Annotated in this window: 10 protein-coding genes and 1 pseudogene; 9 read left to right on the top strand and 2 right to left on the bottom strand. The window is 70.7% G+C overall.

All coding sequences use genetic code 11. The features are described 5' to 3' along the window. The first annotated feature begins 204 nt into the window (after positions 1-204). The 7 genes and pseudogenes from petA to uvrC all read left to right on the top strand — a co-directional run bounded on the left by petA (position 205) and on the right by uvrC (position 8,726). Complete coding sequence (petA, locus tag EPA64_RS13245) at positions 205-777, top strand: ubiquinol-cytochrome c reductase iron-sulfur subunit (RefSeq protein ID WP_134726833.1); 573 nt, start codon at positions 205-207, stop codon at positions 775-777. A 12-nt stretch (positions 778-789) separates the two neighbouring features. Further along, entirely contained in the window at positions 790-2,112 is a 1,323-nt protein-coding gene (gene petB / locus EPA64_RS13240; RefSeq protein ID WP_134726832.1) for a cytochrome b, read from the top strand. Positions 2,113-3,045: 933 nt separating this feature from the next. Next, a pseudogene (locus EPA64_RS16785) lies at positions 3,046-3,771 on the top strand (cytochrome c1); the annotation flags it as partial. Between the two features lie 76 nt (positions 3,772-3,847). Further along, a complete protein-coding gene (locus EPA64_RS13230; protein ID WP_134726831.1) occupies positions 3,848-4,723 on the top strand; it encodes a ribokinase in 876 nt (291 codons plus the stop codon). 64 nt (positions 4,724-4,787) lie between these two features. Further along, entirely contained in the window at positions 4,788-5,594 is an 807-nt protein-coding gene (locus EPA64_RS13225) for a S49 family peptidase (protein ID WP_134726830.1), read from the top strand. A 112-nt stretch (positions 5,595-5,706) separates the two neighbouring features. Further along, positions 5,707-6,486 (top strand): SDR family oxidoreductase, encoded by a 780-nt coding sequence (locus tag EPA64_RS13220; RefSeq protein ID WP_134726829.1) that lies wholly within the window; start codon positions 5,707-5,709, stop codon positions 6,484-6,486. 296 nt (positions 6,487-6,782) lie between these two features. Beyond that, the gene (gene uvrC, locus EPA64_RS13215) at positions 6,783-8,726 is read left to right on the top strand and encodes an excinuclease ABC subunit UvrC (RefSeq protein ID WP_134726828.1); all 1,944 of its coding nucleotides are present in this window, start codon (positions 6,783-6,785) and stop codon (positions 8,724-8,726) included. A 279-nt stretch (positions 8,727-9,005) separates the two neighbouring features. On the opposite strand, the gene EPA64_RS13210 is transcribed toward uvrC, so the two are convergent. Beyond that, positions 9,006-9,620, bottom strand: coding sequence for an ATP-binding protein (locus tag EPA64_RS13210; RefSeq protein ID WP_134726827.1), 615 nt, complete (start codon positions 9,618-9,620; stop codon positions 9,006-9,008). After that, the gene (locus tag EPA64_RS13205) at positions 9,617-9,976 is read right to left on the bottom strand and encodes an STAS domain-containing protein (RefSeq protein ID WP_134726826.1); all 360 of its coding nucleotides are present in this window, start codon (positions 9,974-9,976) and stop codon (positions 9,617-9,619) included. Before EPA64_RS13205 ends, EPA64_RS13210 begins: the two co-directional genes overlap by 4 nt. Positions 9,977-10,059: 83 nt before the next feature. Between EPA64_RS13205 and EPA64_RS13200 the strand changes: the two genes are divergently transcribed. Beyond that, positions 10,060-11,220: a thiolase family protein gene (locus EPA64_RS13200; RefSeq protein WP_134726825.1), complete on the top strand. Its 1,161-nt coding sequence runs from the start codon at positions 10,060-10,062 to the stop codon at positions 11,218-11,220. A 102-nt stretch (positions 11,221-11,322) separates the two neighbouring features. Beyond that, positions 11,323-13,512, top strand: a complete 2,190-nt coding sequence (locus tag EPA64_RS16935; protein ID WP_167626673.1) for a M10 family metallopeptidase — start codon at positions 11,323-11,325, stop codon at positions 13,510-13,512. The last annotated feature ends 276 nt before the right edge of the window (positions 13,513-13,788 follow it).

Below are 13,788 nucleotides of genomic sequence, written 5' to 3'. Positions count from 1 at the left end.
GCGGGATGGGGCACGGTCGCGCACCGCAAACGGGCCGCGTCCCAAATCCCACACCTGCGGCCAAATGCGTCACCCGCCACGCGGCTGGCGGCTGGACTGACAGAATATTGATCGCTAGAACCGCGCCTGCGAGGGCCTGCCGCAAGGCGCGGCCCGACCTGTCGTTCCGGCCCGTCCCAAGGGCCACGAAATCGGAGAACCACCGTGTCCCACGCTGACGATCACGCAGGAGACCACGGCGCCACCCGGAGGGACTTCCTCTATTACGCGACCGCCGGTGCCGGCGCGGTCGCGGCTGGTGCTGCCGCCTGGACCCTGATCAACCAGATGAACCCCTCGGCCGACGTGCAGGCGCTGTCGTCGATCCAGGTCGACATCAGCGCGGTCGCCGAAGGGACGCAGCTGACCGTCAAGTGGCTGGGCAAGCCGGTCTTCATCCGCCACCGCACCGCCGAGGAAATCGAACGCGCCCGCGCCGACGACACCGCCGCGCTGATCGACCCCAACGCCGAGAACGCCAACAAGCCCGGCGAACCCGCGACCGACGCCAACCGCACCCTGGACGAAGAGGGCAAATGGCTGGTCATGATCGGCGTCTGCACCCACCTGGGCTGCGTGCCGATCGGCGACGGCGCGGGCGACTTCGGCGGGTGGTTCTGCCCCTGCCACGGGTCGCATTATGACGCCTCGGGCCGCATCCGCCGCGGTCCGGCGCCGACCAACCTGCCTATTCCCGTCGCTGCCTTCATCAACGACACCACCATCCAGCTGGGCTGAGGAGACGCGACCATGGCCGGTATTCCAACTGACCACTACGAACCCAGAACCAAGGCAGAGCGCTGGATCCACCGCCGCCTGCCCATCGTGGAACTGATCGTCGATTTCACCACGCTTCCCACGCCCAAGAACCTGAACTGGATGTGGATCTGGGGCATCGTGCTGACCTTCTGCCTGGTGCTGCAGATCGTCACCGGCATCGTGCTGGCGATGCACTATACCCCGCATGTCGATCTGGCCTTCCGGTCGGTCGAACACATCATGCGCGACGTGAACGGCGGGCACATGCTGCGCTATCTGCACGCCAACGGCGCGTCGCTGTTCTTCTTCGCCGTGTATCTGCACATCTTCCGCAACCTCTATTACGGCAGCTACAAGCCCCCGCGCGAGATCACCTATATCATCGGGATGCTGATCTATGTCGCGATGATGGCGACGGCGTTCATGGGCTATGTCCTGCCCTGGGGCCAGATGTCGTTCTGGGGCGCCACGGTCATCACCGGCCTGTTCGGCGCGATCCCGGGCATCGGCGAGCCGATCCAGACCTGGCTGCTGGGTGGCCCGGCGGTGGACAACGCCACGCTGAACCGCTTCTTCTCGCTGCATTATCTGCTGCCGTTCGTGATCGCGGCGCTGGTGATCGTCCACTTCTGGGCGTTCCACACCACCGGCAACAACAACCCCACCGGGGTCGAGGTGCGCCGCACCTCGCGCGAGGAGGCTGACCGCGACACCCTGCCGTTCTGGCCGTATTTCGTCATCAAGGATCTGCTGGCGCTGGCCCTGATCCTGGTGCTGTTCTTCGCGGTCGTCGGCTTCATGCCGAACTATCTCGGCCACCCCGACAACTATATCGAGGCGAACCCGCTGGTGACGCCCGCCCATATCGTGCCCGAATGGTATTTCCTGCCGTTCTACGCGATCCTGCGCGCCTTTACCGCCGACGTCTGGGTGGTGATCGCGGTCAACTGGCTGTCCTTCGGCATCATCGACGCCAAGTTCTTCGGCGTGCTGGCGATGTTCGGCGCGATCATCGTGATGGCGCTGGTGCCGTGGCTGGACACCAGCCGCGTGCGGTCGGGCCGCTATCGCCCGCAGTTCAAGTGGTGGTACTGGCTGCTGGCCATCGACTTCGTCGTCCTGACCTGGGCGGGGGCGATGCCGGCCGAGGGGATCTATCCCTATATCTCGCTGGCGGGCGCGGCCTATTGGTTCGCCTATTTCCTCATCATCCTGCCGCTGCTGGGTGTGATCGAGCGTCCCGAGCCGATGCCCGCGACGATCGAGCAAGACTTTGACGCCCATTACGGGCTTGCCAACCATCCGGCCGAATAAGGAGAGGCGCGAATGTCCCTGAGAAACGTTACGCTCACGGCGGTCGCGGCCCTGTCCTTCGGGATGGCGGCGCATGCCCAGACGCGCACGATCACCGTGCCGATGAACGAACCCGGCGCGGCGACCCCCGCGCCGGCAGGCCCCGGCACGACGCTGACGCGGAACCCGGACGGCACGACCACGGTCGACACGACCGCGGTTCCCGCGCCGGACGCGGGCGCGGCGGCCACGGCCGAAACGCCCGCCCCGGCGGCGAGCGACGCCGAGGCGGCCACCGCCGCCGAGACCGGCACCGCGGCGACGGGCATCGACCCCGCGACCCCGCAGCCGACCGCCACCCCCGAGGAGCCGCCGGCTGCCCCGCAAGAGGGCCTGCCCGCCGCCGCCACCGACGCGGGCGCCACGGACGCGGCCCCCGCCGACGCCGAGGCCCCCGCCGAAGCCGGGGCGCCCGGCCCCGACGCCGAGGCGCAGCCGGTCGAGGAACCGACCGAAAGCCAGACCGCCGCGTCGGGCGAAGGCGAAGCCACGGCGACCGACGCCACGGCGACCGACGCCACGGACGCGCCCGCGGCTGACGCTGCGGCGACGACCGCTGCCGGCACCGACGGCGATGCCGCCGCCGATACGGCATCGCAGGCCGCGCCTCCGGGCACCGAGTCCGAGGGCGAGACGGCAACCGCCGCCGAAGCCGACGCCACCGCCGCAGCACCCGAAGGCGAGCCTGCCATCGAGGCCGAGGCCCCGACCGTCGATGCCGCCGGTGACGTCGAGGCCGGCCCCGCGTCCGAATCCATGCCCGAGGCCGGGGCCACCCCCGACGCCGAGCCCGAGCCCGGCGAGGACACCGCCCAGACCAACACCGGCAGCGAGGGCGGCGCGCCCGCGCAAGAGGAAGCGCACGCCGAGACCCCCGGCGCCTCGCACGAGCAGCACATCGAGGATGTGTCGTTCAGCTTCGAAGGGCCGTTCGGCAAGTTCGACCAGTTCCAGCTGCAGCGCGGCCTGCAGGTCTATACCGAGGTCTGCGCCGCCTGCCACGGCATGAAGCAGGTGCCGCTGCGCACGCTGGCCGATCCGGGCGGGCCGGAACTGCCGATGGACCAAGTCCGCGCCTATGCCGCGGAAATGTCCATCATGGACGCCGAAACCGGCGAGGACCGCCCGCGCCTGCCGACCGACCACTTCCCGACCGTCACCGGCGAGGGGATGGGGCCGGACCTGTCGCTGATGGCCAAGGCGCGCGCCGGGTTCCACGGACCCTATGGCAGCGGCCTCAGCCAGCTGTTCAACGGCATCGGCGGGCCGGAATACATCGTCTCGATCCTGACCGGCTATACCGGCGAAGAGATGGAGCAGGCGGGCACCGTGCTTTATGAGAACACCGCCTTCCCGGGCGGCTGGATCTCGATGCCGCCGCCGCTGGCCGACGACCAGGTCACGTTCGAGGACGGCGCCCCCGCCGATGCGCACAGCGCGTCGATGGATCTGGCGGCCTTCCTGATGTGGACGGCCGAGCCGAAGATGATGGACCGCAAGCAGATCGGGCTGGTGTCGGTGCTGTTCCTGATCGTGCTGTGGGCGCTGCTGTACCTGACCAACAAGCGGTTGTGGTGGCGCGTCAAGCACCGGCCGGACGTGCCCGGCGACGGCATGTGACCACGGCCTGCACCATCAGCCGGACGCGCCCTGCGGGGCGCGTTCGCATTTCCGGGCACGAGAGGGGGCGACCGGCATGGCAATCTGGAACCTGGGGTCGATCAACATCGACCACGTCTATCGCATGGCCCGCCTGCCCGCCCCCGGCGAGACGGTGAACGCCGCCAGCCTGTCGCATGGTCTGGGCGGCAAGGGCGCGAACCAGTCCGCCGCCGCCGCGCGGGCGGGCGCGACCGTCCGCCACGTGGGCGCGATGGGGGCGGGCGACGACTGGGTGATCGAACGGCTGGCCGCCGCCGGGATCGACTGCACCCATGTCGCCCGGCTGGCGGGGCACGCCATCGGCCACGCCCTGATCCTTGTGGACGACGCGGGTGAAAACGCCATCGTTGTGCATCCCGGCGCGAACCGCGCGCTGTCGGCCGACGCGGTCGGCGCGGCGCTGGCGCGGATCGGCCCGGCCGACACGCTGCTGATCCAGAACGAAACCAACCTGCAGGTGCAGGCCGCAGCCGAAGGCCGCGCCGCCGGCGCCCGCGTCATCTACAGCGCCGCCCCGTTCGAGGTGGAGCCCCTGCGCGCGGTCATGCCCCATGTCTCGATCCTTGCGCTGAACGAACCCGAGGCGGCGGCGCTGGAACAGGCGCTGGGCGCCCCGCCGCCGGTCCCCGCGATGCTGGTGACGCGCGGCGCGCGCGGGGCCGAGTATCGCGACCTGCTGGCCGGCACCGTGACGCACCAGCCGGCGTTCCCCGTGCGCGCGGTGGATTCGACCGGCGCGGGCGACTGCTTCGCGGGCTGGTTCGCCGCCGCGCTGGACGCGGGCAACGACGTGCCGCAGGCGATGCGCCGGGCCGCCGCCGCCGCCGCGATCCAGGTCACGCGGCCGGGCGCGGGCGACGCGATGCCCGACCGCGCCGAGGTCGAGGCGTTTCTGTCCCGTCACCCCTGAGGGCCGCGCGCCCCTTGGTCACGGGACGCTTGCCCCGCGGCCCGTGGTTGCCTATCTGCCGGTCATGCGCATTCCCTTTTTCAGCCCCCGGCGCCCGACCGTCGCCGTCATCCGCCTGCAGGGCGCGATCGGCATTCCGGCCCGCCACGGCGCGGCCGGGCTGTCGGACGCGGGCCTGGCGGCGCTGCTGGACCGGGCGTTCCGGCGCGGCAAGCCCGTGGCCGTGGCGCTGGCGATCAACTCGCCCGGCGGCTCGCCGGTGCAGTCGTCGCTGATCGCCGCCCGCATCCGGCGGCTGTCGGAACGCCACGACGTCCCCGTCCATGCCTTTGTCGAGGATGTGGCCGCGTCCGGCGGATACTGGCTGGCGACCGCCGCCGACCGGATCTGGGCCGACGAGTCGTCGGTCCTGGGGTCGATCGGCGTCATCTCGGCCGGGTTCGGCTTTGCCGAGCTGATCGCGCGGCACGGCATCGAACGGCGCGTCCACACGGCGGGGCGGTCGAAATCGTGGCTGGACCCGTTCCGCCCGGAAACGCCCGAGGATGTGGACCGCCTGCACCGCCTGCTGGAACCGATCCACGCCGCGTTCAAGGCGCAGGTCGCGGCGCGGCGGGGCGACCGGCTGGCGGCCGGCCGCGACCTGTTCACCGGCGAGATCTGGGTCGGGCGCGAGGCGGTCGAGGTCGGGCTGGCCGACGGCATCGGCCATCTGGAACCCACGATGCGGCAGATGTTTGGCGACAAGGTGCGGCTGGTGTCCTATGGCCAGCGGGTGCCGTTCCTGCGCCGGTTCGGCATCTCGGCCGACGACTGGGTCGATGCGGCGACCGAACGCGCGGCCTTCGCCCGCGTCACGCCGCAAGGTTAGGGGCGCGCGATGGTCAAGACGGTTCTGCTGTTCCTGCTGATCATGGTGGCGATCGCGCTGGCGGCCGGGCCGGGGTTCCGCCGCATCGTCGCGCGGCTTTTGGGGCTGACGCGTGGCCGTTGAGGGCGCGGCGCTGGTCACCGGCGCGGCCCGCAGGCTGGGCAGGGCGATGGCGCTGGCGCTGGCCGGGCGCGGCCATGACGTCGCCATCCACTATGACCGTTCGGCCGCCGAGGCCGAGGCGACCGCCGCCGAGGCCCGCGCGCTGGGGGTGCGCGCCGAGACGTTCCGCGCCGACCTGCTGGACGAGGACGCCGCGCAGGCGCTGGTTTCCGCGGTCGCGGCCCGGATGGGGCCGCTGGGGGTGCTGGTCAACAACGCCTCGACCTTTGACTATGACAATCTCGCCGGGGCGACGCGGGCGGGATGGGACCGCAACATGGGGTCGAACCTGCGCGCGCCCTTCGTGCTGACCCAGCATTTCGCCGCGCAGGTGCCGGAACTGACGGGCGGGGCCGAACCCGAGGCCCGCGCGCTGGTCGTGAACATGGTCGATCAGCGGGTGCTGAAGCCCACGCCCGAGTTCATGACCTATTCGCTGGCCAAGGCCGCGCTGTGGACGCTGACCCGCACCGCCGCGCAGGCGCTGGCGCCGCGCATCCGCGTCAATGCCATCGGCCCCGGCCCGACCCTGCGCGCCGCGCGGCAGACCGAGGATCACTTTGCCCGTCAGCGCGCCGCCACCATCCTGCAGCGCGGCGCCGACCCGCAGGACGTGACCGCCGCGCTCATGTATCTGCTGGACGCGCGGGCGGTCACCGGTCAGCTGATCTGCGTCGACGGCGGGCAGCATCTGGGCTGGCGGACCCCCGACGTGCTGGGGCTGGACTGACCCCGCGGGGCGACGTTGCGGCAGTTTGTCCACTTTACTTGCGCCCGTCACAGAACTGTCAGGAAAGTTCCTGCTATTTCAGCGCCTTCGGTCATCGAGATAAAAAATCAAGTGAAAACAACCTTGTGCAAACCTGCCCAAAAAACAGGCAGATCAAATGATGGCCTGCCTTTGCTGCCGAACCGGGTTTCCGGCAACAGCGGCTCCACAGGTTTATCCACAGATTCCGTGGACAGGTTTCTGCTTGCGCCGGTGCCGGACTTGCGGGCGGGCCGAGGAATCACTTTCTTGGTCCGATGACTGCCAGCTTGCCCCCCGAACCGCCGCCCGGTCCGCCCGAGGGCGTCGCCTCCGCGGACCGCGCCGACGCCGCCCCGACCCCTGCGCTGACCCCCGCGCCGACCGGCCACGCGCTGATCCAGGATTACTGCCGCCGGCTGGATTCCAGCCCAGGCGTCTATCGGATGCTGGATGCGCAGGGCGCGGTGCTTTACGTAGGCAAGGCCCGCAACCTGCGGGCGCGGGTGTCGAACTATGCGCGCCCGTCGGGCCATTCGGGCCGCATCGCCCTGATGATCCGCGACACCGCGTCGATGATGTTCCTGACGACGCGCACCGAAACCGAGGCGCTGCTGCTTGAGCAGAACCTGATCAAGCAGCTCAAGCCGCGCTATAACGTGCTGCTGCGGGACGACAAGTCGTTCCCGAACATCCTGGTCGCCAAGTCCCATCCCTTTGCGCAGATCAAGAAGCATCGCGGCGCCAAGTCGGAAACGGGCGACTATTACGGGCCGTTCGCCAGCGCCGGTGCGGTCAACCGCACGCTGAACCAGCTGCAGCGGGTGTTCCTGCTGCGGTCGTGCACGGATGCGACCTTCGCCTCGCGCACGCGGCCCTGCCTGCTGCACCAGATCAAGCGGTGCAGCGCGCCCTGCGTGGGGCGGATCGACCGCGACGCCTATCAGGCGCTGGTCAGCGACGCCGAGCGGTTCCTGCAGGGCAAGTCCACGGCCGTGCAGTCCAATCTGGCGGCCGAGATGGCCGCGGCCGCCGAGGCGATGGAGTATGAGCGCGCGGGGGCGCTGCGCGACCGGATCAAGGCGCTGACGGCGGTGCAGTCGGTGCAGGCGATCAACCCCAAGGGCGTGGCCGAGGCCGACGTGATCGCGCTGCACCTGGACGGGGGGCAGGCCTGCGTGCAGGTGTTCTTCATCCGCGGCAACCAGAGCTGGGGCAACCGCGATTTCTATCCCAAGACCGGCGGGGCCGAGAACCCGGCCGAGATCATACAGGCCTTTGTCGCGCAGTTCTATGACGACAAGGTGCCGCCACGCATGGTGCTGCTGAGCCACGAGGTCGAGGACGCCGACCTGATCGCGGAACTGCTGCGCGCGCGCGCCGGGCGGCGGGTCGCGGTCGGCGTGCCGCAGCGGGGCGAAAAGGCCGAGCTGGTCGCCAACGCCGCCCGGAACGCCCGCGAAAGCCTGGCCCGCCGCATGGCCGAAAGCGCGACCCAGCGCCGCCTGCTGGACGGGCTGGCCGAGGCGTTCGACCTGCCCGCGCCGCCGCGCCGGATCGAGGTTTACGACAACAGCCACATCCAGGGCACGGCGCCCGTGGGCGGCATGGTCGTGTCGGGGCCGGACGGCTGGATGAAAAGCCAGTATCGCAAGTTCAACATCAAGGGCACCGAGATCACGCCCGGCGACGACTTCGGCATGATGCGCGAGGTGCTGACCCGCCGTTTCGCCCGCCTGCTGAAGGACGATCCCGACCGCCAGTCCGAGGCGTGGCCCGACCTGCTGCTGATCGACGGCGGCGCGGGGCAGGTGTCGGCGGTGGCGGGCATCATGGCCGAGCTGGGGGTCGAGGACATCCCCGTGATCGGCGTCGCCAAGGGCGTGGACCGCGACCACGGGAAGGAAGAGTTCCACCGCCCGGGCAAGCGGCCGATGGCGCTGCCGATGAACGACCCGGTGCTGTATTTCACCCAGCGCCTGCGGGACGAGGCGCACCGCTGGGCGATCGGCACCCACCGCGCCCGCCGCGCCAAGCAGGTGATGGCGAACCCGCTGGACGAGATCGCGGGCGTCGGCGCCACGCGCAAGCGCGCGCTGCTGGCGCATTTCGGCAGCGCCAAGGCGGTGGCCCGCGCCGGACTGGCCGACCTGCAGGCGGTGGACGGCATCTCGGCCACGCTGGCCGCGACGATCCACGACCATTTCCACGCCAAGGGATAAGCGGAGGCGGGGGCTGCGGGGGCGCGGTTGCCCGGCACCGGCCGCATGCGTCATGCCAGCCGCGACCCGCCGCCTGCGTCACGCCAGCCGCGACCCGCCGCCTGCGTCGCGCCAGCCGCGACCCGCCGCCTGTGTCACGCCACCCGCCCATGCCACGCCGCCTGTCTCACGTCCCACGCCAGCCGCGTCCGCCTGCCTCACGCCGCATGTGCCAGGCCAGCCGCCGCCGCCTGCCTCACGCCGTCGTGCCGCGTCGCTGCCCGCCGCCCGCCGCCCGTTTCAAGCCACGTCAGGGCGCGATTCCGGCGTCAGTTGCAGCTGTCCGGGAATGTTGAAGCACAGGACATTGCGCTGATCCTCGCGGAAATGGAACAGCGACTGGGTCAGGTCGCGGATGATCATCCAGCCGAACCCGCAGGCCGCCATCGCGGCGTGTTCGGGCGTCCGCTCGACCTCGGGGCCGGCAAGGCAGCCGGCCGGCAGCGGCGGGCCGTCGTCGGTCACGGCGCAGGCAAGGCCGCGGTCGTGCGCGGCGACCGACAGATGGATGGTCAGCGCCCGCCCGGGCCGGGCCGGGTCCGCCGTCTTGCCGCGCCCGGTGCCGTGCTGGGCCACGTTGTTCATCACCTCGGCCAGCACCAGTTCGACCCGCGCCAGCGCGTCCGCGTCGATCTCGGGCCCGAAGCGGTCGCGCATGTCCAGCAGCGTGGCCTGGATCGCGCCGGTGTCGGCCGGCAGGACGCGGTGAAACATGGGCCAGCCCCGTGACTTGGCCGGCAGGGCGCGGTCCCCGTCCCGGCGGTTCCCCGCGCCGCCCGCCCGGCGCATCAGGTCATGGGGGGCGCGCCCCCCGGCCATGAACCCGCGCAGCTTGCCGCGGTCGGGATCGCTCATGGCGCGCCCTCCTGCACCCGGGCCGTCGGTTCGGGCTGCTCCGGGCCGATGGGCGGGTGGATGACAAAGACCATGTCCATCCGCGTCAGCCGCAGCACCCGTTCGACATTGGGCGTCAGCCCCGTCAGCTCGATCCGCCGGTCCGGCGGCAGCGTGCGCCGGATCGCCAGGATCGCGCCCAGGCCCGAGCTGTCCATGAAGTCGACGCGCGACAGGTCCAGCAGGATCACCGGCCCGTTGCGCGCGGCGATCTCGCGCAGGCGGTCCTTGAACCGGATCGCCAGCGCGGCGTCCAGGCGGTTTTCCAGGACGCACACCCTGACCCCGCAAGCCATTTCCTCGGTCATCAGCGGCATTCTGGCCCCCTTGCAGCGAATCCGTGCTTAGCCCATGCCTACGGCAAAACCCTTACCATCCCGTTACCGCGACAGGAGCGATCATGACCGAAGTCTATATCCACGCCGCCGTCCGCACCCCGATGGGCGGGATGCAGGGTGCGCTGTCGGGCCTGAGCGCGCCGGAACTGGGCGCGGCCGCCATTGCCGCCGCGCTGGACCGCGCCGGCATCGGAGGCGACACGGTGGACGAGGTGCTGATGGGCTGCGTGCTGCCCGCCGGGCAGGGGCAGGCGCCCGCGCGGCAGGCGGCGCTGGGCGCGGGCCTGCCGCAGTCGGTTCCGGCGGTCACGCTGAACAAGATGTGCGGATCGGGGATGCAGGCGCTGATGTCGGCCGCCGATTCGATCCGCGCGGGGTCGGCCCGCACCATCGTCGCGGGCGGCATGGAAAGCATGACGAACGCGCCCTATCTGCTGGCCAAGATGCGGGGCGGCGCGCGGCTGGGCCATGCCGAGGTCAAGGATTCCATGTTCCTCGACGGGCTTGAGGACGCCTATGACAAGGGCCGCCTGATGGGCACCTTCGCCGAGGATTGCGCGTCGCAGTTCCAGTTCACCCGCGAGGCGCAGGACGACTATGCCCTGCGCTCGCTGACCCGCGCCCGGGCGGCCATCGACGACGGGCGTTTCGCGTCCGAGGTGGTGCCGGTCACCATCCGCGGCCGGTCGGGCGACGTCGTGGTGGACACCGACGAACAGCCCGGCAACGCCCGCCCCGACAAGATCCCCACGCTGAAGCCCGCGTTCCGCAAGGACGGCACGGTGACGGCGGCGAACTCGTCGTCGATTTCCGACGGCGCGGCGGCGCTGGTGCTGTCGGACCGGGCCGAGGGCGCGCTGGCCCGCATCGTCGGCCACGCCGGCCACGCCCAGGCCCCGGCCGAGTTCCCGACCGCCCCCGTTCCCGCCGCCGAAAAGCTGCTGGAAAAGCTGGGCTGGGACCGCTCGGACGTCGATCTGTGGGAGGTGAACGAGGCCTTTGCCGTGGTGCCGATGGCGTTCATGCAGAAAATGGGGCTGGACGCCGACCGGGTGAACGTCAATGGCGGCGCCTGCGCGCTGGGTCATCCCATCGGGGCATCGGGCGCGCGGATCGTCGTGACGCTGCTGAACGAGCTGGCGCGCCGCGGCAAGACCCGCGGCATCGCCGCGATCTGCATCGGTGGCGGCGAAGGCACGGCCATTGCCATCGAACGGCTGTGATCGCCGCGCGCTAATGGAATCGTAACATATGGCGTGGTAAGGGCTGCCCTGACCGGGCCGCGCATGCCCGTGGCCCCAGTCACAACCGCCGACGGAGACGTGATGCCCAATTCCCCGACCGACGCCGGACCCCGCCCGGTGTTCGCCACCTATCTGACGCCTACGGTCTGGGAATCCGGCGATGCGGCGGAGAGCCGGGCGACCACCGCGCGCATGGCGCCGGGGCAGGTCTTTGGCGGGACGATCGCGAACTCGTACGATCACGACTGGGTCGCCGTCACGCTGACCGCCGGGCAGACCTATCGGGTGACGATGACCGGGAACGGCCACTACGCGATGGGCGACACGATCGTGGCGCTGCGCGGGCCGGGCGGCGGGGTGCTGGCGTCGAACGACGACACCGGCACCTGGGACAATTCGGTCGTGACATGGACGGCCACGACGACGGGAACCTATTACATCGACGCCAGCGGCTATGGCGGATCGACGGGCGACTATGCGCTGCGGGTCGAACACATCACCCCGCCCGACCAGCCTTGGACGATGGACCGCATCGCCGATTACCTGACCGACGGGTTCTGGCAGGCGACGGGATGGGACCGGCACCATTTCGACGCGCAAGCCGGCGACACGCTGACCGTCAACCTGACGGCGCTGCGCCCGGTCGCCAGGGATCTGGCGCTGGCGGCGCTGTCGGCCTGGTCGCAGGTGTCGGGGCTGCAGTTCCAGGCCGTCACCCACGGCGACGCCAACATCATGTTCGACGAGGTCGACGACGGGCAGGGGGCCTATTCCACCGTCCTGCGGTCGTCGGGCGGCTATGACACCCAGGCGCTGGTCCGCATCCCGCAATACTGGTTCGACAGCCCCGGCACGGGCTATAACAGCTATGAATACCAGACCTATATCCACGAGATCGGGCACGCGCTGGGTCTGGGCCACGCCGGGCTTTACAACGGCACCGGCGATTACGCGACCGATGCGCTTTATGCCAACGACAGCTGGCAGGCGACGGTGATGTCGTATTTCGACCAGCTGGACAACACCTGGGTCGATGCGTCCCGCGCCTATGTCGTGACGCCGATGATCGCCGACATCCTGGCGGTGCAGGAACTTTACGGCGCGCCGCGCAACCTGTTCGCGGGCGACAACGTCTGGGGGGCGGGGGCGAATGTCGGGGGCGCGATGGGCATCGCCTCGCGGATGATGGCCAATGGCGCCGACATCACCATGACGATCCTGGACCAGGGCGGCGTCGATCTGCTGAACCTGGCCAACGACGCCCAGGCGCAGCGCGTCAGCATGACGGGGGGGACCGTCTCCAGCTGTTATGGGCTGGTCGGGAACCTGTCCATCGCGCGCGGCACGGTGATCGAGAACCTGTCCTGCGGATCGGGGGCCGACGCGGTCTGGGGCAATGCCGCGGGCAACCGCATCCTGGGGAACGGCGGCGCCGACACCCTGCAGGGGGGGCTGGGCGCCGACACGCTGATCGGCGGCGCGGGAACCGACCGGCTGGCCGGCGGGATGGGCGACGACCTGTTCATCGTGACCCCGGGCGACACGGTGGTCGAGCTTGCGAACGCCGGCACCGACACGGTGCAGACGGCGTTGAACCTGACGCTGGGCGCGCATCTGGAAAACCTGCAGCTGCTGGCGGGGGCCGTGACCGGCACCGGCAACGTGCTGAACAACTGGCTGCTGGGGAACGGGGCGGCGAACCGGCTGCTGGGCGGGGCAGGGGCCGACACGCTGACCGGCATGGCCGGGAACGACACGCTGACCGGCGGCCTGGGTGCCGACCGGCTGGTGGGCGGCGCGGGCAACGACGTCTATGTCAAGGATTCGGCCGACACCGTGGTCGAGGTGGCGGGCGGCGGCATCGATCGCATCCTCAGCGCCGGCGACCTCGTGCTGGGCGCGCATGTCGAACACGCCACCCTGACCGGCACCGCCGCATCGCGCGTGATGGGCAATGCGCTGTCCAACACCATCGTCGGCAATGGCGCGGGCAATGTCATCGACGGCGGCGGCGGCTGGGATGTGATCTCCGGCGGCGGCGGCGCGGACGTGTTCCAGTTCCGCGCCGGCAGCGGCGGCCGCATCGCCGACTGGCAGGACGACGTGGACGTGCTGCGGATCGTGACCGGGCGGGCCGGCGTGACCGCCGCCGACGTGCTGGCCGGCGCGGTCGAGACCGCCACCGGCGTCAGCCTGTGGATCAACGGCGCGCGGCTGGTCATCGACGGGGCGACCACCGCCTCGTTGCACGACGATCTGATCCTGATCTGAGATTCCGTCCGATCGGGGGGACGGTCCCCCCCCGGTCGGACAGGCGGGCACGGTGAGGCTGTCCTCCGCCCCCGGTCAGACCGACAGGCGTGGCGGGATCTGCCCCCCGCCCCGTCCATCAAGCAGGCAAGCAGGGCGGAGGGGCGCCCTGTCCTCAGGACCTCCCCTGTCCCGATCAGGGCTTCCCCTTACGCCGACGAGACCGGCAGACATGGCGGGGACCGTTCCCCGCCCCCCTCGATCAGCCTGGCAGGCAGCTCCAAGGCCGCCCCGATC

It is taken from the genome of Paracoccus luteus (genome assembly GCF_004522155.1).
Classification (GTDB): domain Bacteria; phylum Pseudomonadota; class Alphaproteobacteria; order Rhodobacterales; family Rhodobacteraceae; genus Paracoccus; species Paracoccus luteus.
Note: the sequence above shows the minus strand (reverse complement) of the source record. Positions and strands in the feature narration are given on the sequence as shown.

Bases quoted from the DNA above. Each gene is read 5' to 3' on its own strand.
- EPA64_RS13210 (WP_134726827.1), bottom strand. From the start codon at position 9,620: ATGAGCGATCCCGACCGCGGCAAGCTGCGCGGGTTCATGGCCGGGGGG.
- uvrC (WP_134726828.1), top strand. From the start codon at position 6,783: ATGACTGCCAGCTTGCCCCCCGAACCGCCGCCCGGTCCGCCCGAGGGC.
- EPA64_RS13200 (WP_134726825.1), top strand. From the start codon at position 10,060: ATGACCGAAGTCTATATCCACGCCGCCGTCCGCACCCCGATGGGCGGG.
- EPA64_RS13225 (WP_134726830.1), top strand. From the start codon at position 4,788: ATGCGCATTCCCTTTTTCAGCCCCCGGCGCCCGACCGTCGCCGTCATC.
- EPA64_RS16935 (WP_167626673.1), top strand. From the start codon at position 11,323: ATGCCCAATTCCCCGACCGACGCCGGACCCCGCCCGGTGTTCGCCACC.
- petB (WP_134726832.1), top strand. From the start codon at position 790: ATGGCCGGTATTCCAACTGACCACTACGAACCCAGAACCAAGGCAGAG.
- EPA64_RS13205 (WP_134726826.1), bottom strand. From the start codon at position 9,976: ATGCCGCTGATGACCGAGGAAATGGCTTGCGGGGTCAGGGTGTGCGTC.
- EPA64_RS13230 (WP_134726831.1), top strand. From the start codon at position 3,848: ATGGCAATCTGGAACCTGGGGTCGATCAACATCGACCACGTCTATCGC.